This is a genomic window from Blautia obeum ATCC 29174, assembly GCF_025147765.1.
GTDB classification, from domain to species: Bacteria; Bacillota; Clostridia; order Lachnospirales; family Lachnospiraceae; genus Blautia_A; species Blautia_A obeum.
The window spans coordinates 1,434,616-1,456,973 of sequence record NZ_CP102265.1 but is presented as its reverse complement, the minus strand read 5'-3'; the positions used below and the strand labels follow the sequence as shown (position 1 = coordinate 1,456,973).

Sequence of the window (22,358 nt, the reverse complement as noted above, 5' to 3'; positions counted from 1 at the left end):
CTAACTTCTATAAGTTTTTTTATTACAATCTTAAATTATAATCTTGTACCTTTTTTAACCTCAACAAGTGTCTTATCTTTATTCAGTTCAACACCAAATCCAGGTTTGTCGCTGACTTTCAGTTTACCGTTGACTGGCATTGGCTCGTCTTTCAGCAATGGATAATACTGCGGAACAACCTTATCAGCTTCAGGAGCCATCATCAGGCACTCTGTGATCGGTGAGTTTGTCTTGGTTGTAACGTAATGATAGCTGTATGTACCGCTTCCATGAGGAATGACATACTTTCCATGAGCTTCAGCCATATTACCAATTTTGATAAGTTCGGTCATACCACCGCACCAGCCAACATCCGGCTGAATAACATCAAGGTCACAGTCCTCGATCAGCATACGGAATCCGAATTTGCTTGCCTCATGCTCACCACCGGTTACCATGATCTGGTTGCCGGCTGCTTTCTTCAGATCTCTGTATGACCAGTAATCATCCGGGTTGAAACATTCTTCGATCCAGTTAAATTTCAGATCAGCAGATGCCTGCATGAGACGTTTTGCATACTGAAGATCCAGTGCCATCCAGCAATCCCACATCAGAAGGAATTCATCACCGCATTTTTCTCTCATATCAGCTGCAAGTTCAATGCTCTTTTTGAGTCCTTCCATTCCATCAGCCGGTCCATATACAAGCGGAATCTTTCCACCTACAAATCCCATTTTCTTAGCAAGATCCGGTCTCGGGCCAGTAGCATAAAATGTAAGTTCTTCACGAACTTTACCACCCAGCATTGCATATACAGGCTCTTCACGAAGTTTACCAAGAAGATCCCACAGTGCAAGGTCGATTGCAGAGATTGCGTTCATTACAACACCTTTTCTTCCATAGTAAAGAGATGCACGATACATCTGATCCCAAATCTTTTCAATTTCATTTGCATCTTTACCAACTACGAAACGATCCAGATGATTCATAACCAGCCATGCTGCCGGATATCCACCTGTTGTGATACCAAATCCTGTTACTCCGTTGTCTGCTTCTACTTCGACAACCAGAGTCTTTAATGCGTTGATACCAAAGCTTGTTCTTGTAGCTTTGTACTCCGGATAGATACTCATCGGAGTTGCAATCTGTTTTACGATCCAGTGCTCTGCGGACTGGTCATGGTAGTCAGCTCCACCGCCTTCAACTACATACGCTCTGATTGCTGCAATTTTTCTGCCCATTAATGCCATTGAAAAATACCTGCCTTTCATATATATTTGTTTTTTATTGATTATTAGTTTTATCCGGTCCATGTTTCAATTCATATATGTGAATCGGATTCTTGTTTTATGAATTCATCATACACTCTTTTCCAGTTATCGTCAATATCCTTTATTATTTTCTATATTTTATTCAAAAATAATTTTCTTTTTTTGTACAAAATAAACAGTACCTGTCTATTGATTTTTGCATTTGCATCAGGTATTCTAGAGAAAGATTTGTATTAGGAAGGGGTATTTTCATGTTTATCTTAATTTTTAATCAGCTGGTAAAAATGCTGATTATCCTTATCGTTGGCATCGTCTGCGTAAGAATCGGGCTTGTTTCCAAAGAAGGAAGCAAAACCATTTCCAATCTTCTGCTGATGCTTGTTAACCCGATTCTGATCATTATGGTCTATCAGACCGACTATGATCCCATTCTCGTAAAGGGACTTCTGTTTTCTTTTGTCGCCGCATTTATCTCTCACATCCTTGCAATCCTCGTATCCAAACTCCTGTTTCGTGATAAAGAGGATCCCAATAACATGATCAATCAGTTTGCCGCTGTATATTCCAACTGTGGCTTTATTGGTATTCCTCTGATCAACAGTGTTCTCGGAAGTGAGGGTGTTTTCTATCTGACCGCATACATGACTGTATTTAACATTCTTACATGGACGCATGGACTTTCTCTTATGAAAGGTCACTTTGATCCAAAGCTGCTCAAAGAGGGGCTGACTGCCCCAATGGTCATAGGCACTTTTATTGCTATGATCTTATTCTTTACACAGATACATATTCCAGACACGATTGCAGCATCCATGCAGTACATTGCCGATATGAATACTCCTCTTGCCATGATGGTTGCCGGTTTTTCTGTTGCAAATTCGGACATAAAAAAGATCTGCACAAATGTACAGATCTATCGTATTGCTCTTACAAAACTCATAATTGTTCCTCTTGTGGTTCTTCTCTTTCTGTGGATCGCACCATTTAATGCTGACATCGCATATCCGACGCTGATCGCATCTGCCTGTCCGACAGGAACTACGATCACCATGATGTCTATCCGTTTTGATAAAAATGCAGCCTATGCCTCCGAGATATTTTCATTCACAACAGTTCTGTCTATTATCACAATTCCGCTGATCATTTTTATCGCAGGTTTCCTGCTGTAAAAACATCCGGTTCATCTGCATCCTGAAGTTCCCTGGCATTTCTGATCTGAAGATATGCCACATCTTCAGGATGTTTTTTTATAATTTTTTTGCCGCCTTTATCTCCCGATATCTCCATCAGTTCTTCGTAATATTTCTGTCCAAAAATGCAGGGATTTCCAGTCTTTCCATTCCATCTGATACAGGCCATTCCCTTTTTTTCATTTTCAAACAGTTCTGTAAGCGCAACAACTGTATCCGCTTCTAACCACGGTTGATCCGACACTGTAAAAAGGCATGCATCTGTATCTCTTACACTCATCAGTCCAATCTGCATGGAAAGTGAAATTCCATCTTCCGGTCGTGGATTTATAAAAACAGGGATTTTCATTTCTCCTGCCTTTTTTACGATTTCTTCATACTGGGTAACAACAATAATCTCACTTTCCGGAATTTTTTCTGATGCTTTCTTCAGTTTTTCCAGCGTTAGCAGATACATAGGCTTTCCTTCAATTTCATATAATAATTTGTTGCTCCCAAAACGGCGGCTGTTTCCAGCCGCCAGCATAACAAGTGCAATTTTCATCTGTAATATTCTCTCCCCTGAAGGCTTCCCCAGGCAGCATGGACTCCCTGCTTCTGCAGTTCTTTTCCAATTCTTTCCGCTGATTCATACTTTCCCATGAGGTCCGTCTTATTCAGAAATATTTTATATGGACGCTGTCCGACTGCTTTTTTTAAAGCCTTTTCAGACACCGCAATACGTATGACATCCGCTTCTGTAACCGGGTCCGTTTGCTCCTTATTCAGAAAAGCAGCTACCCGCTCCGGTCTGTGACAGCTTTCTCTGATCATCTGCCCTACTGCATCCATTCCGATCACTCCAACTACCAGATCTGTAAAATCCGGAATAACAGGCTCCCATTCACCTGGCACTTTCAGTGGTAGCCTTTTAGCCCCGTCTGCTTCGATCAATATACAGTCTGCCTGCCCTTTCAGCCGTACAAGAGCTTCTTCTGTCAGACTTCCGATCTTACTTTTGTTCTGATCCAGGCTGGCAGCAACCGTATATCCATACTCTTCTATATTCTGCTGGATCTGCTGAGCATTTCCCTCTTCCGCAAATGGCCGTTCAGGCTCATAAGCCATATGTGTCGTTGTCGTAACAATCACTTTTTTTCCTGTAGAAACCATTTCTTCACATAAGCGAAAAATCAGACTTGTTTTGCCTCCACCGCCAACCACGGCAATCGACTGCCTTCTATCCGGCACAATCGTAAGTGCATTCCACAAAAAAAACGTCTGCATCACGGCAGTACACCTTCCGAAAGAAGGATTTCCACAACGCTTCCTGCAATACAGCGTGCTTTATCTGAAATCGTATCACAGTTCTTTTTCTGTTCCTGCCGTGGATCAATATCTGCTATTTTCATCCCTTTTGGGACTTCATAACCATCTCGGATAATCCCTCTCAGTACACCGGTCAGAGATGCATAGACCGGCACATCATCCACCCTCGCCAGAATCTGGTCTTTCTCCACGATATCCCCAATCTGCGAAAGATTGTGCATGATTCCTGCTGCTGGCGAATGAATCACACGCTCTTTGCCATATCCTGCGATCACCCCCGGAATTCCCGTGTTTGGTGTCGCACTCCCTTTCCGGATCACACGTCCAAGATTATGACCTCTCTGTGTCTCAATCACAAAATCAACATCTTTTCCAGCTTCAAATCCCGGTCCCAGTGCAACAGTAAGCGATGCCATATTCCTGTTCGTTCCAAGATTCTTTTTTGCCAGAATTGCATCGATCAGTGCAGCTGGTTTCAATTTTTTTGCGGTTTCTCCTGTTTCATCCACCAAAATCGGAATTTCTTTCGCTTCCCAGATTTTTTCTGCATCAGCGATATCACTGATCAGACGTCCCGTAACTCCCTCTACCGCTGATGTGCCATCAAATACAGCCTCTCCGAAGGAAACCTTTCTGCGGATTGCACTTGGTTTGTGACATTCCAGCACCAGTACCCGATATCCACAGCAATAAAGTCTGTGTATCACTCCACTGGCAAGATCACCTCCTCCGCGAACAATCAGTATTGATTTTTGTTCCATTTATTCTATTCCATCCTTTTCTGTATTTTCATGCATAACTTTTTCCACTGCATTGACAATATTCTGATATCCGGTACAACGGCAGAGATTTCCAGACATTTTTTTCTTAATTTCCTCTCTGGTCAGTTCTTTTCCCTGTTCCAGAAGGACTGTCGCAGACATAACAAAACCCGGTGTACAGAATCCACACTGAATTGCACCCTCTTCAATAAAGGCTTCCTGAATTCTTGTCAGTTCTCCGTTTTTTTCAAGACCTTCCAGTGTACGGATATTTTTTCCTTCTGCCCAGACAGCCAGATAAATACAGGAATCAATCGTTTCGCCGTCAATGATCACGGTACAGGCTCCACATTCCCCTACTTCACAGCCTTTTTTGACGGAAGTAAGGCCGAGATGATTACGGAGCATATCCAGCAGAGATTCTCTCGGATCCACATACTCTGCAACCTCTTCTCCGTTTACCACGCATTGAACAAGTACTTTTTCTTTTTTCATGCGTTTTCACCTCCCTGCTGCTTTGCACTTTCTGCAAGTTCCACAGTACGGATCAGTGCTCTCCGTGCAATTTCTCCACCAATCTGCAGACGAAAATCTCTGGAAGCTCTCCATGAATCTCGCGGATGTATCTCGCTTCTGACACTCTCCTCAAGATTCTGATAAAGAGACGCATCCAGTTTTCTGCCTTTCAATAAAGCTTCTGTCTCTGTACAGCGATATGGCACTGGTGCTGCTACGCCAAATGTAATACGAACATCCTCCAGAATATTTTCTGCAGTATCAACTTTACTTACCACACTGCAACTCAGCGTCGCAATATCCATGGCATTTCGCATGGAATATTTGATATAGTGTCCATGATATCCTTCATATTCATACTTTGGAATGATCACATGTGTAAGTACTTCCCCCTGTTTAAGAGCTACACGTCCGGGACCAAGATAAAATTCTCTGACAGGGACACTTCTTCCGCCTTCTGCATTTGCAATATGCAGCAGCGCATTATAGGAAAAGACTGTCGGAACACTGTCAGCACTGACTGCTCCATTACAGATATTTCCTCCAATCGTTCCGATATTGCGGATCTGTGGACCGCCAACCTGGTCAACAGCTTCTCCCAGAACCGGAATATATTTCTGAATGATCGGATCTGCTGTAATATGTGAAAATACCGTTCCTGCACCGATATAAATATCGCCGTTTTCTTTTCGCTCAATTCCTTTCAGTTCTTCAATATCCCGAATAGATACCAGTGAGGTTCCTGCCATCCTGCCCTCACGGATCTTGATCAGAACATCACTTCCTCCTGATATGATCCTGGTGTCCGGATGTTCATTCAGAAGTGTCACTGCCTCTGAAACGGTTCCTGCATTATAGTATTTCTCTATATCATACATTCTCTGCGCCCCCTCTCAGATCAATCCTGCTTTTTTGAATCCGTCGATCAGTCTCTGCGGTGTCAGCGGATTTTCATAAAATGCCACCCCGGTCGCATGAAGTACTGCATTTCGGATTGCCGGTGCACATGGAATTGCCGGCGGTTCTCCTAATGCTTTGTTTCCATATGGTCCCATCGGATCACACAATTCCACGAAATCCGCTTTGATATCCGGCGTATCCAGCATCGTCATCAGCTTATAATCCAGCAGATTGCCATTCAACGGACGTCCGGTCTTTTCGTCCAGAATCAGCTGTTCACTGATTCCATACCCCATTCCCATAGACATACCACCATGGACCTGCATCTCGGCAAGCTGTGGATTCAGCAGCTTTCCACTGTCATGTACATTGATAATATGAAGAATCTTAATTTTACCAAGTTTTATATCCACTTCAACTTCTGCAAAACAGCATCCTGTTGCAATCGTATTTTTTTTCACCTGTTCAGAAACTTCTGCTGTCAATACGGATGAATTTGTAAGGCTGTAATAGCTCTCTTCTGCCAGAGCCGCAAGAGAGATTGCCTGCTCATCACCTGCCCAGATCCAGTTATCTTTAAGTGTCAGTTCTCTGGTGTCGATTTCCGGAAGGAGCGTCTTCGCATAGGCAAGTATCTTATCTCTCAGAATCTCTGCACAATGCCGCACTGCTGTTCCGGTCACAAAAGACTGTCTGGATGCATACGCCCCCGTATCAAACGGTGACACATCTGTATCCTGCACCGTTTTAATATGTACATGTTCCATATCTGTGTGAAGTGTCTCCGCAACCATCTGTGAAAATACAGTATCTGCTCCCTGTCCGATTTCCGTTGCCCCAAGCATGAGCTGAACACTTCCATCCTGGTTCAAAGAAAGTCTGGCTCCTGCAATCTCCAGAGAAATCGGCCATACACCTGTCTTGTAAGAAAACAACGCCATGCCAACACCTTTCCGTACATCTCCGGCCTGTTCTGCATATTCTTTTCGCTTTTCATCCCAATGAATATATTCTGCACCCTTCTCCAGACATTCAAAAATTCCGTTTGTATTAGCTGCGATTGGTTTCAGATAAGCATCTTCATAATATCCCTGAATCAGATTTTTGCGCCGAAATTCCAACGGATCCATATGAATCTCATTTGCCACATCATCCATAAAACTTTCAATAGCAAAACATACCTGCGGGATTCCATACCCTCGCATGGCTCCACCAACCGGCGTATTGGTATAGATTGTATAAGCTTCTCCCCGGATATTCGGACAGGCATACTGCAGCCGCCAGGAAGTCAGTCCGTTTGCCGCAATCGCATGACCATGAGAGGCATAAGCACCCTGATTTGAATAAGAATGCATATCTTTTGCCAGAAGTCTGCCGTCCTTGCCTACCCCGGCTGCCAGATCAAATTCAATAGAATGGCGGGTTCTTGTATTACAGAATGTCTCTTCCCTGCTGATATCCAGTTTGACCGGTCTGCCTCCGACCTGCGTTGTCAAAAAAGCATTCAATGGCTCATAAAGCACATCCTGTTTATTGCCGAATCCCCCTCCAATATATGGTTTAATAACCCGTACATTGCCCCACGGAATTCCCAGTGCCTGACCAATGACACGACGGACGATGTGTGGAATCTGTGTCGATGTCACCACTACGATCCTGCCTTTTTCCATATAGGCATAAGAAATCGGATTTTCAATATGACAGTGCTGCACGATTGGTGTTTTATATGTGCCCTTTACAATTGTTTCAGCCTGCTCCATCCCCTTATCTACATCTCCGATAAAATAATTAGAACGGGCAAGGACATTATCTTTTTTATCAAAATGAATCGGCGGATTACTGCCATACATAGATTTGCGTGGATGGATTTCCACCGGATATTCCTCATATTCTACTTTGATCAGCTTCAGTGCTCTGGCTGCAATGATCTCATCTTCTGCAACAACAGCCGCAATATCATCTCCATAATACCGCACACGACCAGTCAGAAGATTACGGTCTGCCACATCCTGATGTGCCAGTTCCACAGACCACGGATGCCCTGGTGTCGGATAACAGTGGTCTGGCACATCATAAAAAGTCACTACTTTTACAACCCCTTCCAGTGCCACTGCCTCACTTGTATCGATAGATTTCACAATTCCATTTCCAATCGTTGCATGAAGAACTTTTGCCACGAGACATCTGGGCGGTACCAGATCATCTGTGAATTTGGCTCTTCCGGTCACTTTTTCATAGGCATCAACTCGGGGAACGCTTTTTCCTATCATGATCTCACCTTCTTTATAGAATTTTGTCAACTGGAATCCTGTCACTTTGTCTTTGTAAATATTCCACGCAGATCATAAATTGCATGACGCGGGCATTTCACTGAACACATGCCACAGCTTAAACACATATTTTCCCGGATCACTGCATGATTGTCCATAATCCGGACAGCACCTGCCGTACAGGTCTTTTCACAGATTCCACAGCCAATACAGCTTACCGCACACTGTTTTTTTGCCTCAGCTCCTTTGCTTTTGTTAGAACATTTGACTACAATATAATTGGCACATTCATGGATATGGATAATTTCCTGCGGACAGACTTTCATACATTTTCCACAGGCAAGGCATTTATCTTCATCGACTTCCGCCACACCATATTCATTCAGGGAAATTGCGCCAAATTTACATACGCTGACGCAAGCTCCACAGCCAATGCAACCATCTGTACATCCTTCTTCTCCCTGTACCGCCCTGCATCCACCATTACATGCTACAAGGGCGGATCTGTATGGAAATCTTTTTTTTGCTGCCATATCAACCCTTCCTTTCGTATGGTGTATCTGTAAGCGGCAGATTATATCTGCGAATTCCATCATAACGGAAATATGCATCTGCAATTGCCGGTGCAGTAGGAATGGATGTGATCTCTCCAATGCCGATGGCACCGCATGCAACCTTCAGTCCTGGTTTATCTACAACGATTGCTTTTATTTTGGGAACTTCATGTGAACGGAATAATCCCAGTGAACCATATTTCTGAATTGGTTTACAATTCTCATCAATCGGATACTGTTCTCTGAGCGCGTATCCCATAGACATGACAACACCACCCTCGATCTGTCCCTCGCAGGACAGCGGATTCACTGCCTTTCCTACATCGTGAGCGGCAACTATGCATTCCAGCTTCCCGCTCTTCTTATCCAGAACGCACATCTGTGTTGCATATCCATAGGCCACATGTGATACCGGATTTGGTACATTGGCGCCAAGCGGATCTGTTTTTGCGAGGTATTCTCCGTAGTATACCTTCCCCTTCATATCTTTCAGCTGTTTTCCGGCAGTGCGGTCTTCCATCAGTTTTTCGCATGCTCTGCGGCAGGCTTCTCCGGTGACCAGTGTCTGCCTGGATCCCGATGTTGTTCCTGAATCAGGAGAGATCCATGTATTACTTCTTTCATACACAATATCCTCATGTTTCAGATCTGTATTTGTAACGACCATCTGCACCAGAACTGTTCCAAGTCCCTGTCCAATACACGATGCTCCTGAATAAATATGCAGTTTTTCATCATCCTCTACGATCAGTTTAACGCGTCCGGTATCCGGAATTCCAACTCCTACACCGGCATTTTTCATCGCACATCCGATTCCAACCGGTTTTCCCGCTGTCATTGCTGCATCATAATCTTCTTTTACTGCTTCCAGGGTTTCTACCAGTCCGGTCGATGCATCTACGATCTGACCGTTCGGAAGCACTTCTCCCGGACGGATTGCATTACGGTAACGGATCTCCCACGGTGTGATTCCAACCTTGTCAGCCATCATATTCAGCAGCGTCTCTGTTGCAAAACAGGTCTGTGTAACGCCAAATCCCCTAAACGCTCCGGCCGGTGGATTATTGGTATAATATGCAGTCCCTTCGATATCAAAATTTTCATAATGATATGGTCCTGCCGCATGCGTACAGGCACGTTCCAGTACCGGACCACCAAGTGATGCAAAAGCCCCCGTATCTGAAGACACAATTGCTTTTACTCCCATAATATTTCCTTCTTCATCGCATCCCATCGTCATATCCATATAGAACGGATGTCGTTTCGGATGTATCAGAAGGGATTCTGCTCTGGTAAGTTTGACTTTAACTGGCTTCTTTGTCACATAGGTCAGCAATGCAGCCAGATGCTGTACGGTCATATCTTCTTTTCCACCGAATCCACCTCCAACCAGTGCATTCTGTACTTTCACCTTATCTGTTCCCAGAAGAAGTGAACATTCGTGTCTGGTCTGATGTGCTGACTGGTCTGCAGAATAAATAAAAACATCCCCATCTTCATCATAAAAAGCAACCGCACATTCCGGTTCAAGAAACGCATGCTCTGTCCACGGTGTTTCAAAATGATGTGAGATCACATATTTTGAATTTCGGATTGCTTCTTCTGCATTACCTCTGCTGATGTGCTTATGTGCACAGACATTACTGTCTTCTTCATCAAACACCTTCGGTGCATCCAGAGCCGCAGCTTCTTCTATAGTATGTACATGCGGCAGTACTTCATAGTCTACCTTGATCAGTTTTTTTGCTTTTTCTACTGTTTCCCTGTCCTTTGCCGCTACCAGAGCAACTGCATCTCCCAGATAATGTACCAGACCACCAACCGGTATCAGCGTATACTGATCATGTTTTAAATGTCCGATTTTGTTTTCTCCAGGAATGTCAGCAGCCGTCACAACTGCCTCCACTCCCGGAAGTTCTTTTGCTTTGGATGTATCAATAGAAAGTACTCTTGCACGGGCATATCTGCTTCGAAGAGCAGAGCCGTACAGCATTCCATCGAGATAAAAATCATCCGGATATTTTCCCGTTCCAAGTACTTTTTCTGCAACATCAATTCTTGCTACGCGATTTCCAATCGTCCAGTTTGGATCTCCGTCATCTGGTATCTCACCTTTTTTCAGGATCTTTGCTGCAAGACGGACGGCATCCATGATCTTCACGTATCCCGTGCAGCGACAATAATTATTACGCAGCGCATAACGGATCTCATCATCCGTAGGTTCCATATTTTCATCAAGAAGTGCTTTCGTACACATTACCATTCCAGGAATGCAGAATCCACACTGTACTGCCCCGGCCTTTCCATATGCATAAGTATATACCTGACGTTCCCATTCTGTCAGCCCCTCTACAGTTATAATTTCTCTTCCGCTCAGAGAATCCGTATCCGGTACACATGCTTTACATGTCTTTCCATCAATGATCACTGTACAGGCTCCACATGCGCCCTCACTGCATCCGTCTTTTACAGATGTCAGCCGAAGTTCATCACGGAGAAATCTTAAAAGTTTCTGATTTTTCTCCGAACAAACATTTTTTCCATTTACTTTAAATGCTGCCATAGTGGACTACTCCTTTTCCTGTTCTGCTACAGATTGCATTTACATCAGCAAATAAGCATATTGATCAATCACTGTGCAGATAAGCTGCGCAAGGCCTTTATTCAAAATACCTGACGGCTGATCTGCTCTTACAACTTCTTCTTTTTCCCCAATGCGTATTTTTATTTCTTTATTTTTTGCATCCAGTACTGTAAATCCATTATTTATACTGTCTTTCATATCTTCTTCATTTGCAAACAATGTAAACTTATCTTTATATGGAGCTCCTGCATACTGACAGAACGAACGACAGTTTCCACATTCATTGCACATATAATCCACATGAATGATCTGCAGTAATTCCATCTCCGGTACTTCGATCAGTACATTTGCACGATTTGGACATACATCTGCACAATTTCCACAGACACGTTTGTGTACTGCAAACTCTTTCCTCTCCGAAACATCTTCTTTTCTCAGACAGTCAAGCAGCGGGGATTTTTCTTCCTTTCTCTTTCCTGCTTTCTTACTGTTTTTCTGATAATTTGCATTTTCAAGTGCATCTGCCGCCAGTTTCGTTACTCGCTCTACATGAACCTCTCCGCTCTTACCGATCTGACAGGCAGCTGTTTTTTCTGCAATGTGTGTCATCCATTTATATCCGCCTGGTTTGAGAAGGAGCGTTGCAACTGTGACCGGCCAGATTCCACAATCTACGATCTGATCAATATTTTTCTGATCAGCACCTCCTGAGAAAGACATCGGAAGCTTTCCATCAAAGGATTCTGCCAGACGCGCAGCTACAGAAATAGAAAGTGGAAACAGAGCCTTACCAGACATGTACATTTCCTCTCCCGGAAGTTCCTGTCTCTTGATATCTACCGGAAAGGTATTCGTCAGCTTCACACCAAAAGAAAGACCTTCCTGCGCCGCTACATCCATAAGACGTTTCAGCATTGGCACTGCATCTTCATACTGAAGGTCATCTTTGAAATGGAAATCTGTGAATGCCATATAGTCATATCCCAGATCATCCATTGCTTTGCGTACAAATTCATATCCAAGAAGTGTTGGATTACATTTTACATAGGTATGAATGTGTTTTTCTTTCAGAAGATACGTAACAATGTTTTCGATTTCCTGCGGAGGACATCCATGCATGGTGGAAAGCGTAATAGAGTTACAGATTTCTGACGGAATTGCCTCAATGTCTTCTCTGGTCACATGTTCAAAAAGATCCACATGTTTCAGAAGCCACTCCCTGCATTCTTTAAATATCGCCGTATCACCGGCATCTTTCATTCCCTCGATAAAATCATCGATTTTTTTGTCCTGAATTCCCTCCAGATTATAGCCGCACGACATATTAAACTGGAATCCATCCGGACTTCCAAGTCCAAATTCCTTTGCGATCACATGCAGGATCATCCAGCCTTTTATATACTCTTCCATCGCCTGCGGAACATAAAGCTCTGTGGACCATTCACAGTTATATGCCTCATCCTCTGCTACGATGCATGGTTTTGGAATACATGCGGAAAGTTCCGGTCCATCCATTTTCTGTACGGTCTTTAATTCAAAGAATCTTGCTCCTGCATAATAAGCTGCCACAAGGTTCTGTGCAAGCTGTGTATGCGGACCTGCCGCCGGGCCTACCGGATTCTCCAATTTTCTGCCAAATATTTCAACTGTTTTTGCCGGATCGGCAACATATGCCTTCTGGATGCCAAATATCTGTCCTGTTTTTTTATGTTCTTCCAGTATCCACTCCATCAGCTGACCAAACGGAATACTTTTCATTATATCACTCATATTTCATTTCCTCCCTGTAAATTTGTCAACAGTAAATCAGCCATTGATGGCATCTGCAAGTTCTTTTGCCGCCTGACGACAATCTGCCATGACCTTCTTTTCATCACATACAAGTACTTCTCGATCTTTCATAAGTACCTTACCATTACATACCGTTGTCTGCACCATACTTCCGTTCACCCCAAACAGAAGATGTCCGTTACAATTCGAAGCATCCATCGGTGTCAGCGGATCATAATCTACTACGATTACATCTGCTGCAGCTCCTTCTTTTAAAATGCCCAGAGTTTTTTTGAAATAGCGGTTTGCGATCTTCGCATTTCCATCAAACAGCATCTGCGGCACTTCGCTCCATGCTGCAGTCGGATCACAGAGGTTATGTTTGTGCAGAATATTAGCTACTTTCCAGGATTCCATCATGTCATGGGTATAGCCATCTGTTCCAAGTCCTGTCAGGATTCCCTTATGTACCAGTTCCATTGTCGGAGGACATCCGCAGGCATTTCCCATATTTGATTCCGGATTGTGCACGACCATTGTATCTGTTTCTTTGATCAACTCCATCTCATGTTCGTTGATATAGATGCAGTGTCCCAGAAGCGTCTTGGGTCCAAGAATATTCCAGTCATACAAACGATCCACGATACGTTTATTGTGTTCTTTCAGACACTGATGAAGATCATAGATTCCCTCAGCCACATGGATATGATATCCTACACCTTCCGGTTTCAGTTCATTGCACAGCTCCATTGTCTCGTCAGAGATTGTAAATGAAGCATGCATTCCCATCATCGCTGCAAGCATATCACTGTCCTCTTTCTGTACATGTCTGATAAAATTAACATTCTCCATCACTGACTCACGTGATTTTTCCATTCCATCTCTGTCTGATATTTCATAACAGAGACAAGTACGTACTCCAAGGTCTTTCGCCGCTTCTTCGATTGTACTCAGAGATCCTGTAATATGGCCAAAACTGGCATGATGATCGAATACCGTTGTCACACCGTTCTTGATCGAATCAATGTATGTTGCATATGCAGAAAGCTTTGTCTGCTCCAGAGTCAGATGGCGATCAATATTCCACCACATTCCATCCAGGATATCCAGAAATCCCTTCGGAGCATATCCATTGACACTCAATCCTCTAGCAAAGGCACTGTAGATATGTTCATGCGCGTTAATAAAAGCGGGCATAATGATTCCGCCGTGTGCATCCACAAATTCAGCGTCAGGATAAGTCTTCTTTACTTCATCAGTTACCCCCACCATCTTTATGGTGTTACCATCCATTGCTACTGCACCATTTTCAAAAAAGGCACTGGATGCGTCCCGTGTGATCATTCTTCCGTTTCCAATAACTAACATAACGTTCCTCCCTGCCTTGTGAAATTTTTCCAATTATTTGTGAAATTTTCCATAAGTTTTCGGTGTTTTATACTATATAATGTAGCATATTTTGCATATCATTTCAACCTGATTCGCAATTTCTTTTTGGTATTCAAAAAAAAATTGCTAATTAAAAATAAAAAAAGACGGAACACCTGTATGCTCCGTCGCTTTACTCAGTATAACATAAATTCTGTAATCTGAAAAGTCATAATATTACTGTTTATTTCTTGTCTCCAGCACCTGAAGGACTCTCCGGTCTTTCTTCCAGAGGGCCGGCTCCAGTTCCACCAGATAGCCGCAGCCATTACCGACATGCCACTCATAAAATTCTTTTTTCGGAAGAGCATATGCTTCCATGATATTCATGATCGTACCTCCATGAACGACAAGCGCTGCCTCAGAAATATTTTCCCTGATACAGGTCGTCACTGCCCTCTGAAATCCCTCCAGATTACGTGCCGCACATTCTTCTTTGCTTTCTCCTCCCGGAAATGCCATGATTCCATTGCTGTCGATCCATGCCTGGTATCTGGGATCATCGCTTAACTCTTTGTAATTCTTATTCTCAAAAGCGCCAAAATCACATTCCGCAAGCTGGTCTATAATACGGACTTTCTGCTCCGGAAAAAGAATCTCCGCAGTCTCCTGGCAGCGTCTGAGCGGACTCACAAATATTGCCTGTGGTTTCGGATATGTAATATTTTTCAGTCGTTCGATTCCTTCTGGACACAGCGGTTCATCCGTCACTCCAATATATCTCTGATGACGGTTTCCTTCTGTCATACCATGACGTATCAGCCAGATCTTAATCATGTTTGATCACCGTCCCGATTCCGCATACAACGCGTGTTACTTCATCACTGTACGCAGCAAGTTTTGTACAGATTCTGCCAACAGCCTCTCTGTAGGCGCGGTCAAATGCATCCATTGGTACAACTCCATATCCCACCTCGTCCGATACGAGGAGTACTCCCGGATTACACTGGATCAGTTTCTCTGCCAGATCACTGACATCCTCATTTTTTTTCATTTCAGCACGGATAAATTCATGGAAATTCACAACTCCCTTTGCATTCTGAATCGAATTCCAGTCTGCATCAGCGCCATTCACCCATTCAATCTCCGGATATTTTTTTTCTGCAAAAGCCGCCTTCCCCTGAAAAGCACCGCCAATGATCATCTTCATATGTTCTTTCCTCATCAAATTTTATAGACTACTGTAATAATCGCCAGAACAAGCACAATCCATACCTCACAGAGACACAGGAAATATCCAGAAAGATCTCCTGTCGTCCCACCAAAATATTTCAGAGCCTTGTGCCGGTAGAACCAGAATACAAGCAGGGCCGTCACGATTACTGCTGTTCCCCATACCGGCTGGATCCAGAACATAAATCCGGTGAGCAGCACAAGATAAATAATCAGTATATTCCGTACTCTTGTATCCTGTGCCTTACGTGAAAATTCAGCCACTGTACCGCTTGCATTTGCTTTCGGCAAAGTAATAACACCAATTCCCGACAGACATCTGGACACCATATAACCAGTTGCCAGAATATATAACATTTTACGATTATCCTGTTCCACGATCTGACTCATTCCGCCATACATAGTCAAAAAGTATACACATGCTGTAATGACCGCAAACGCACCTGCATGAGAATCTTTCAGAATCTCCAGACGTTTTTCTCTGTCTCTCCAGGAGCTCAGAGCATCAGATGTGTCCAGAAGGCCATCTACATGAATTCCTCCTGTTACAATTACCGGTACCAGTACCAGTGCCACTGCAATAAATCCATTACTCATTCCAAAATAACAGCAGAGCCATTCCATGCCAAGCATGACCACCCCGACAGCTGCACCGACAAACGGAAAAAAGCAGAGCATATAACGCATATTTTCTTCCGACCAGTCTGCCTGGGGCATCGGTATCTTTGAAAACATCGCAAAGGCAATCTTAAAACTGTTCCACAGACTTTTCATCATTTACACTTCCTTAACCCTCTCCAGAAAGGAGTTTATTTTTATGATATACAGGGATTCCATAAACTACTTCAACCACCTGATCTGCTATTTCAGCTATCTTCTGGTTAATCTGTCCGAGATATTCCTGATAAAGTTCTGTCTCTCCCTGATAATCTGCTGCCTCAGAAAATATCTCATTCGTAACGATCACCAGATTTCCCGCCTGTTCTCTGATATGCCGCACACCCTTTAACACCGCCTCAACAGTATTCTCATGTGCTCCTTCTTCCTGAAACATCTCATTTGCAACAAGATTCGACATACATTCTAAAAGCACTGTACAGTTTTCCGGGATCCTTATCTTATCAAGACCTGTATAACATTCGACTGTTTCAAATCCTTTTCCCTGCCGCATCTTCCGATGGCGCTGCACACGTTTCCTGCTTTCTTCATCAAAAGGATACATGGTTGCTATATAAATCCTGTCTGTTTTTCCAAAAGAAACAACACAATCTTCCGCAAAAGCAGACTTTCCGCTTCCGCTTCCTCCTGTGACAAGAATCATCATCTTTATACAAGCTCCTTCTTATATAAGTACACTTATCCGTTTTTATTTACACCAGTTCCTCATACTGTTCCACATGAATATCTTCAAATGTGCTCATGGAATCATACACAGCAATTCCCATATCCAGGAACGGAAAAAGTGTAACCGCTCCGCTGCCCTCACCGAGGCACATTTCCCCATGAATAACAGCTTCTTTTCCGAGAGCTTCCAAAATCAGACGTGCAGCCGGCTCCTTTGAAACATGAGATGCGATCATATATTCGCCCGCCAGTGGGCAGATACGCTGTGCGATCAATGCTGCAACACAGGAAATAAATCCATCGATCACCACCGGCACTCCAAGTGCTGCTCCGCCAAGGAACATCCCTGCCATACCTGCAATATCAAAACCACCAACTTTTGCAAGGACACCGATCGCATCTTTCGGATCAGGCTGATTCACTTCAATTGCTTTTCTGATTGCATTGATTTTTCGATTCAGTCCATCTCCGGAAAGACCGGCCCCTCTCCCTGTCATTTCTTCCACAGAACGATCCAGAAGCACGGATGCTACTGCACTGCTTGTAGTCGTATTTCCAATTCCCATTTCTCCGGTTGCCAGAAGCCCGTATCCTTCTTCTTTCAGTCTGCGAACCATCTCAATACCTGCTTCCAATGCCTGTACCGCCTGTGCTCTCGTCATCGCAGGTCCCTTTGTCATATTGGCTGTTCCATAAGCAACTTTCAACTCTTTTGAAACTTTTGTATCAACAGCCATTCCGATATCCACCGGAATAACCTTCGTTCCACACTGGCGGCTCATAACACATGCCGACGTATCTCCGGAAAGGAAATTTTCAGCAACGATCGCAGTCACTTCCTGACCGGTCTGGGTTACACCTTCTTCCACCACCCCATTATCTGCACACATTGGTACCAGAGCACGTTTTTGAATTTTCATATCCGGATTGCCGGTGATTCCCGCAATCTGAATCACCAGTTTTTCCATTTTTCCAAGAGAATGCAGGGGTTTCGCAATACTGTCCCAGCGTTTTGCGGCAACATCCATTGCATTTTTGTCCAAAGGCTTTATCTGAGCCAGTGTTTCTTCCAGTGTCATTTTTATTTCCTCCAGATCTGATCTGTATTTTATTATTTTCCTGTAGTAAATACAAAAAATTTGCTGAATACATAATTCAGTGCAAGTACAATAAACTGGGTACAGAATTTACCAACCATTCCATTCATTCCCATTTTTTCGCAAAGAAGCCAGACACCTCCAACCTCAATTACCATTGTCAGAAGACGTGCACTGATAAATTTGCAAAATGGCCGGATATGATCACGCAATGTCTCACATTTATCCTGAAATACATATTTTGAGTTAACTATGTATGCAAAAATAATTGCCACAATAATTGATATTACATTTGCGATATTCAGATTTAAGTGGCAGAGATTCCACAATATATAAAAACATACCAGATTCACCAGTGTGGTACATCCACCAAAAAACACATATCTGACCACATCATTCCCGTAGCAGAATGAAATCAGTTCTTTTATCTTTTTCATTTTATTTCTCCTGTATATTACACATCATGTCTGACACTGCCCGTTACATCTTTGTTTCCACGCACAATCTGTGACACAATATATCGCGGACGATGTTTCACTTCTTCATAGATCTTTGCAAGGTAATAACCAATCACACCAAGACTCAGCATAATCGCACTTCCGATCAGAAGCAGCAGCAAGATCGTTGTTGTATAACCTTCTATCGCCTGACCTCTGAAATATTGGATCAGTGAATAAATGATCATGATCAGAGAACACCCGAAACAGATTCCTCCACCAACCGTAACAAACTGAAGCGGAGCCGTCGTAAATGCAACAATGTTTGTAAAAGCATATTTAATCAGCGACCATGTAGACCACTTGGACTCTCCCGCTTCACGTTCATGCACTTCAAATTCCACATAGGTTGTCTTATATCCCACCCATGAAGATGTTGCTCTGAAAAACATATTCCGCTCCGGAAGTGACAGAATGCTGTTCACTACTTTTCTGTCCATCATCTTGAAATCAGAAGCATTCTGCATATCTACTTTTGTTGCTTTTGACATGATTCCATAGAAGAAGCCGGCACTTTCTTTATGAAGAAAACTCTCTTCTCCCCGACTCTTTTTTACACCTTCAATAACCTCGTACCCTTCTTTCCATTTCTGGTACATTTCAATCAGTGTTTCTGCCGGATGCTGAAGATCACAGTCCATAACTGCCACCACATCGCCGGATGCCTGTGCAAGTCCTGCAAAAACAGCTGCCTCTTTCCCAAAATTACGTGAAAAATGGACTCCAAGGATATTGGGATCTTTTTCCCCGGCTTTTAATATTTCATTCCATGTGTTATCTTTTGATCCATCATTGACAAGAACCAGTTCATAAGAAATTCCGGCGCCTGACAGGACTTCATGAAGCACCCGGCAGGTCTTGCCAACCATCTGTTCTTCATTATAAGCCGGAAGTACGACTGATAATATACTCATCCTTTTTTGTTTCCTCTTTTCTTTTTGTAAATCAACACCACACCAATGTAGCACAACAGTCCCGCACAAGTCAAGCAGAGCCCTGTATACAGATACGGTGTATGATAGGTAAGCCGGATCTCATGTTCTCCTTCTGCAAGGTTCAATGCCATATACATGGTATTTGCCTGTTTAATATCTGTTTTCTTTCCATCCACATAGGCAGTAAAGCCTGTACTGTATGGAAGTGCGATCACAAGCGCTTTCGGTTTTGATACAGAAATTTTTCCGGTCAGTTCATGTTCCTCAACTTTTACATCCTGTAGAGATTCTTCTCCTAGTTTCTTCACCTGTTCATCCACTTTTGTTACAGGCTGGCAGACCACTTTCAGATCATCATAAGAATACACTCCTGTATTCTGAAATGTCAGTGTAAGTGAATTTTTCCCCATCCGGCTGTATCCTGCATTGCAGAGGAAATTATGTTTTCCACTGTATGCATTATATTTATCTGTATAAATACGGATTGTCTTGTTTAAAAACTTTCCGGTCACATCAATATACGCTTTCTGACTTTTCTTCCAGTAACGCCAACTGCTGTTCTCATGAAGCACCTGATTCTGTTCGTAAATTGACATATTTTTCCATTTTTTATCACTGATCATTGCTCTCGGAGAAAGTGCCTCATAGTTTACCCCTTCTGTGATCAGGTAAGTTTCACTTTCGTCCAGACCATCAAACACCAGTCTTGCCTGCGCATTTTCTTTTGTAACGATCAGTTTTCCGTCTTTCTCCTGACAGCCTTTCCCGGTAATAATTTTAAACGGAACTTCACGATCATTAAGGGTGAGAACTGTCTCCGGAAGTGAACTTTCATCCAGCACAACTCCCTGCAGCAGTGCCTGTTGTTTCTCAATCACAGACATTTTTTCATATTTTTCTCTCGGAATATAAGAATCATACGTATAGCCAAATGGAAGTGCATTGTCACATTCGTATGCTCGATATGTTTTCCCATTTTTCTCTGCTTCGCCCGCCATTTTATTGTATCCATAAGGCAGATATTCCTCTTCTCCCGCACGGACAACAAAATATTTTACAGCAGCCAGACGATCTAGGATCGTTCTGCTGTCCAGATTATCGTACTGATCTTCTCTCGGCGTATTCAGATACATTTCATCAAAAAAATTACTGATATTTCCGATTGCGACGCTGAAATAATATGATGCACTGTTGGTTCCCATCTGCATGGACGAGTTTTCATAAGTATGCGTTCCCATCTGATCATAACGATACAGCGAAGAATCTTCTGTATCTAAGACTGCAAGATCTGTCCCTGTCTCCAGTTTATCCAATGCTTCTCCCTGCTCAGTGAATTCTGACAGATAATCTTTTTCATAAGAATACTGATAATAAATATTAAACAAAATTCCGGCGATCAGAAAAACAGACACCATAATCGTAAGATTTCTTTTTTTCACAAAAAAAGAACCAAACGACAATACAGTAAACGTTGCTGCTACCAGAAAAATTACCGCCATCATATTTCGCTGTGTGCGCGCCGCATCAGGAAGCAATGCAATTCCACAGTATATGAGAAGCATAACAAATATCTTTCTTTTTTCCTTCAGAGTCAGTGTAAACAATTCCGGATATATTTTTACAAAGATGTACGCGATCAGCATCCCATACGCCCAGATCCATCGATTTGAGACATAGGAAAATCCATTTAACACATGTCCGGCATAAGGCAGAAGCAAAAAAGCATTCAGCAATACAAATCCCACTTTCAATGCTGTATATTTTTTTCGCTTTGAAAACAGTACAAAGACACCTGTCATAGAAACTGCAGTAAATCCTGCAACTCCCCACTGGATCATGTTTTCTCCAATCAGACATCCAAGATATTTTTCATAATAAACTTTATCATATAATAACGGAACATAGTTTTGGGCTTTAAACCGGTCTGTTCCAAGAACCGGAAGAATTACCGGAAGAAGGATCACTGCTGCGATCAGGACTGCGATTATCGAATACACAAAAAAAGTCCCAAGCCATCTTCCTATATTTTTTAAGGAACGATCCTCAAACTGTTCAAAATATCGAACTGCTGCATAGAGCACCATAAAGATTCCGAGCATATAAAAGAAGTAAAAATTCGACAGACCTGCCAGTGCGACTGACCAGATAAAAATATATGGTTTTTCTTTTTTATATATTTTATCAATTCCCATCAGTATAAATGGCAGATAGATCATCGGATTCGAAAAGTACGGATGTTTCATGGCTGCATAAATCGTCCATCCGGCAAAAACATAAATCATAGATCCCATGAATACAGCCTGTTTTGAATTTTTATGATAAAAAGCATATCTGCTGAAGGCAATTCCTGCCAGATAGATTCTCAAAAAAATCAAAAATTCATACAAAAATTCTGTCTGTGATGATTTGAAAAATACCGACAGCAATGTCAGCGGATCACCGATCACATAATAATGTAATGTTGTCAGAATATCAGATCCATATCCAATATTCAGATCCCACATCGGAATTGACAGTTTATGTTCTATAAACAAGGTGTGCAAAATTTTTCTGAGATATCTTCCGTAATACGCAAGTGAATTCAGATGCTGAGGAACACCGTCATGACTCCATATCAGAGATTTCCCATTCAGGTAGAATCGCATATACAGAAAAAGGGCTATTCCTGCAAAAGCAATTGTATAAAGCAAATAAAAATCTGCATTTTTCCATTTGATGCGTGTTTCTTTATGTTTCATTTTACTCATGCTGTACCTGTCCTTTTTTTCTAAAGAAAAAAAC

At 42.7% G+C, this 22,358-nt stretch carries 19 protein-coding genes and 1 pseudogene; 1 reads left to right on the top strand and 19 read right to left on the bottom strand.

Annotated features, from left to right (window positions below):
- Window positions 1–35: 35 nt before the first annotated feature.
- The gene (gene rhmD, locus NQ503_RS06885; RefSeq protein ID WP_022387890.1) at window positions 36–1,229 is read right to left on the bottom strand and encodes an L-rhamnonate dehydratase; all 1,194 of its coding nucleotides are present in this window, start codon (window positions 1,227–1,229) and stop codon (window positions 36–38) included.
- A gap of 272 nt (window positions 1,230–1,501) precedes the next feature.
- Between rhmD and NQ503_RS06880 the strand changes: the two genes are divergently transcribed.
- Window positions 1,502–2,419, top strand: a complete 918-nt coding sequence (locus tag NQ503_RS06880; protein ID WP_005422415.1) for an AEC family transporter — start codon at window positions 1,502–1,504, stop codon at window positions 2,417–2,419.
- On the opposite strand, the gene NQ503_RS06875 is transcribed toward NQ503_RS06880, so the two are convergent.
- From NQ503_RS06875 to NQ503_RS06790, 18 genes and pseudogenes are all read right to left on the bottom strand, one after another.
- Window positions 2,397–2,984, bottom strand: coding sequence for a nucleotidyltransferase family protein (locus tag NQ503_RS06875; RefSeq protein WP_005422412.1), 588 nt, complete (start codon window positions 2,982–2,984; stop codon window positions 2,397–2,399). The genes NQ503_RS06880 and NQ503_RS06875 overlap by 23 nt on opposite strands.
- Window positions 2,981–3,706, bottom strand: a complete 726-nt coding sequence (gene yqeC / locus NQ503_RS06870; protein ID WP_117738922.1) for a selenium cofactor biosynthesis protein YqeC — start codon at window positions 3,704–3,706, stop codon at window positions 2,981–2,983. Before yqeC ends, NQ503_RS06875 begins: the two co-directional genes overlap by 4 nt.
- Window positions 3,706–4,509, bottom strand: coding sequence for a selenium-dependent molybdenum cofactor biosynthesis protein YqeB (yqeB, locus tag NQ503_RS06865; protein ID WP_005422406.1), 804 nt, complete (start codon window positions 4,507–4,509; stop codon window positions 3,706–3,708). The genes yqeC and yqeB overlap by 1 nt, the downstream gene beginning before the upstream one ends.
- Window positions 4,510–5,004 (bottom strand): xanthine dehydrogenase subunit XdhC, encoded by a 495-nt coding sequence (gene xdhC / locus NQ503_RS06860; RefSeq protein ID WP_005422404.1) that lies wholly within the window; start codon window positions 5,002–5,004, stop codon window positions 4,510–4,512.
- Window positions 5,001–5,903 (bottom strand): xanthine dehydrogenase subunit XdhB, encoded by a 903-nt coding sequence (gene xdhB, locus NQ503_RS06855; RefSeq protein WP_005422403.1) that lies wholly within the window; start codon window positions 5,901–5,903, stop codon window positions 5,001–5,003. The genes xdhC and xdhB overlap by 4 nt, the downstream gene beginning before the upstream one ends.
- Before the next feature lie 15 nt (window positions 5,904–5,918).
- Complete coding sequence (xdhA, locus tag NQ503_RS06850) at window positions 5,919–8,195, bottom strand: xanthine dehydrogenase subunit XdhA (RefSeq protein ID WP_005422402.1); 2,277 nt, start codon at window positions 8,193–8,195, stop codon at window positions 5,919–5,921.
- Window positions 8,196–8,236: 41 nt separating this feature from the next.
- Entirely contained in the window at window positions 8,237–8,728 is a 492-nt protein-coding gene (locus NQ503_RS06845; RefSeq protein WP_117628514.1) for a 4Fe-4S binding protein, read from the bottom strand.
- Between the two features lies 1 nt (window position 8,729).
- Window positions 8,730–11,312, bottom strand: a complete 2,583-nt coding sequence (gene xdh, locus NQ503_RS06840) for a selenium-dependent xanthine dehydrogenase (RefSeq protein ID WP_117638742.1) — start codon at window positions 11,310–11,312, stop codon at window positions 8,730–8,732.
- A 549-nt stretch (window positions 11,313–11,861) separates the two neighbouring features.
- A pseudogene (locus tag NQ503_RS06835) lies at window positions 11,862–13,103 on the bottom strand (selenate reductase); the annotation flags it as partial.
- Window positions 13,104–13,139: 36 nt separating this feature from the next.
- Complete coding sequence (gene ssnA, locus NQ503_RS06830) at window positions 13,140–14,471, bottom strand: putative aminohydrolase SsnA (protein WP_005422396.1); 1,332 nt, start codon at window positions 14,469–14,471, stop codon at window positions 13,140–13,142.
- Between the two features lie 237 nt (window positions 14,472–14,708).
- Complete coding sequence (locus NQ503_RS06825) at window positions 14,709–15,308, bottom strand: histidine phosphatase family protein (RefSeq protein WP_005422395.1); 600 nt, start codon at window positions 15,306–15,308, stop codon at window positions 14,709–14,711.
- A complete protein-coding gene (locus NQ503_RS06820) occupies window positions 15,301–15,681 on the bottom strand; it encodes a bifunctional adenosylcobinamide kinase/adenosylcobinamide-phosphate guanylyltransferase (RefSeq protein ID WP_022388897.1) in 381 nt (126 codons plus the stop codon). The genes NQ503_RS06825 and NQ503_RS06820 overlap by 8 nt, the downstream gene beginning before the upstream one ends.
- A 14-nt stretch (window positions 15,682–15,695) precedes the next feature.
- Window positions 15,696–16,481: an adenosylcobinamide-GDP ribazoletransferase gene (gene cobS / locus NQ503_RS06815; RefSeq protein WP_005422393.1), complete on the bottom strand. Its 786-nt coding sequence runs from the start codon at window positions 16,479–16,481 to the stop codon at window positions 15,696–15,698.
- 10 nt (window positions 16,482–16,491) lie between these two features.
- A complete protein-coding gene (locus NQ503_RS06810; RefSeq protein ID WP_005422392.1) occupies window positions 16,492–17,028 on the bottom strand; it encodes a bifunctional adenosylcobinamide kinase/adenosylcobinamide-phosphate guanylyltransferase in 537 nt (178 codons plus the stop codon).
- 46 nt (window positions 17,029–17,074) lie between these two features.
- The gene (gene cobT, locus NQ503_RS06805) at window positions 17,075–18,127 is read right to left on the bottom strand and encodes a nicotinate-nucleotide--dimethylbenzimidazole phosphoribosyltransferase (RefSeq protein WP_005422389.1); all 1,053 of its coding nucleotides are present in this window, start codon (window positions 18,125–18,127) and stop codon (window positions 17,075–17,077) included.
- Window positions 18,128–18,159: 32 nt separating this feature from the next.
- Complete coding sequence (locus tag NQ503_RS06800) at window positions 18,160–18,582, bottom strand: GtrA family protein (protein WP_005422388.1); 423 nt, start codon at window positions 18,580–18,582, stop codon at window positions 18,160–18,162.
- Between the two features lie 17 nt (window positions 18,583–18,599).
- On the bottom strand, window positions 18,600–19,556 hold the full coding sequence (locus tag NQ503_RS06795; protein WP_055056721.1) for a glycosyltransferase family 2 protein: 957 nt from the start codon (window positions 19,554–19,556) through the stop codon (window positions 18,600–18,602).
- Window positions 19,553–22,324: a YfhO family protein gene (locus NQ503_RS06790; RefSeq protein ID WP_005422383.1), complete on the bottom strand. Its 2,772-nt coding sequence runs from the start codon at window positions 22,322–22,324 to the stop codon at window positions 19,553–19,555. Before NQ503_RS06790 ends, NQ503_RS06795 begins: the two co-directional genes overlap by 4 nt.
- Window positions 22,325–22,358 lie beyond the last annotated feature (34 nt).

Bases quoted from the DNA above. Each gene is read 5' to 3' on its own strand.
- rhmD (WP_022387890.1), bottom strand. From the start codon at position 1,229: ATGGCATTAATGGGCAGAAAAATTGCAGCAATCAGAGCGTATGTAGTT.
- NQ503_RS06880 (WP_005422415.1), top strand. From the start codon at position 1,502: ATGTTTATCTTAATTTTTAATCAGCTGGTAAAAATGCTGATTATCCTT.
- NQ503_RS06875 (WP_005422412.1), bottom strand. From the start codon at position 2,984: ATGAAAATTGCACTTGTTATGCTGGCGGCTGGAAACAGCCGCCGTTTT.
- yqeC (WP_117738922.1), bottom strand. From the start codon at position 3,706: ATGCAGACGTTTTTTTTGTGGAATGCACTTACGATTGTGCCGGATAGA.
- yqeB (WP_005422406.1), bottom strand. From the start codon at position 4,509: ATGGAACAAAAATCAATACTGATTGTTCGCGGAGGAGGTGATCTTGCC.
- xdhC (WP_005422404.1), bottom strand. From the start codon at position 5,004: ATGAAAAAAGAAAAAGTACTTGTTCAATGCGTGGTAAACGGAGAAGAG.
- xdhB (WP_005422403.1), bottom strand. From the start codon at position 5,903: ATGTATGATATAGAGAAATACTATAATGCAGGAACCGTTTCAGAGGCA.
- xdhA (WP_005422402.1), bottom strand. From the start codon at position 8,195: ATGATAGGAAAAAGCGTTCCCCGAGTTGATGCCTATGAAAAAGTGACC.
- NQ503_RS06845 (WP_117628514.1), bottom strand. From the start codon at position 8,728: ATGGCAGCAAAAAAAAGATTTCCATACAGATCCGCCCTTGTAGCATGT.
- xdh (WP_117638742.1), bottom strand. From the start codon at position 11,312: ATGGCAGCATTTAAAGTAAATGGAAAAAATGTTTGTTCGGAGAAAAAT.
- ssnA (WP_005422396.1), bottom strand. From the start codon at position 14,471: ATGTTAGTTATTGGAAACGGAAGAATGATCACACGGGACGCATCCAGT.
- NQ503_RS06825 (WP_005422395.1), bottom strand. From the start codon at position 15,308: ATGATTAAGATCTGGCTGATACGTCATGGTATGACAGAAGGAAACCGT.
- NQ503_RS06820 (WP_022388897.1), bottom strand. From the start codon at position 15,681: ATGAAGATGATCATTGGCGGTGCTTTTCAGGGGAAGGCGGCTTTTGCA.
- cobS (WP_005422393.1), bottom strand. From the start codon at position 16,481: ATGATGAAAAGTCTGTGGAACAGTTTTAAGATTGCCTTTGCGATGTTT.
- NQ503_RS06810 (WP_005422392.1), bottom strand. From the start codon at position 17,028: ATGATGATTCTTGTCACAGGAGGAAGCGGAAGCGGAAAGTCTGCTTTT.
- cobT (WP_005422389.1), bottom strand. From the start codon at position 18,127: ATGACACTGGAAGAAACACTGGCTCAGATAAAGCCTTTGGACAAAAAT.
- NQ503_RS06800 (WP_005422388.1), bottom strand. From the start codon at position 18,582: ATGAAAAAGATAAAAGAACTGATTTCATTCTGCTACGGGAATGATGTG.
- NQ503_RS06795 (WP_055056721.1), bottom strand. From the start codon at position 19,556: ATGAGTATATTATCAGTCGTACTTCCGGCTTATAATGAAGAACAGATG.
- NQ503_RS06790 (WP_005422383.1), bottom strand. From the start codon at position 22,324: ATGAGTAAAATGAAACATAAAGAAACACGCATCAAATGGAAAAATGCA.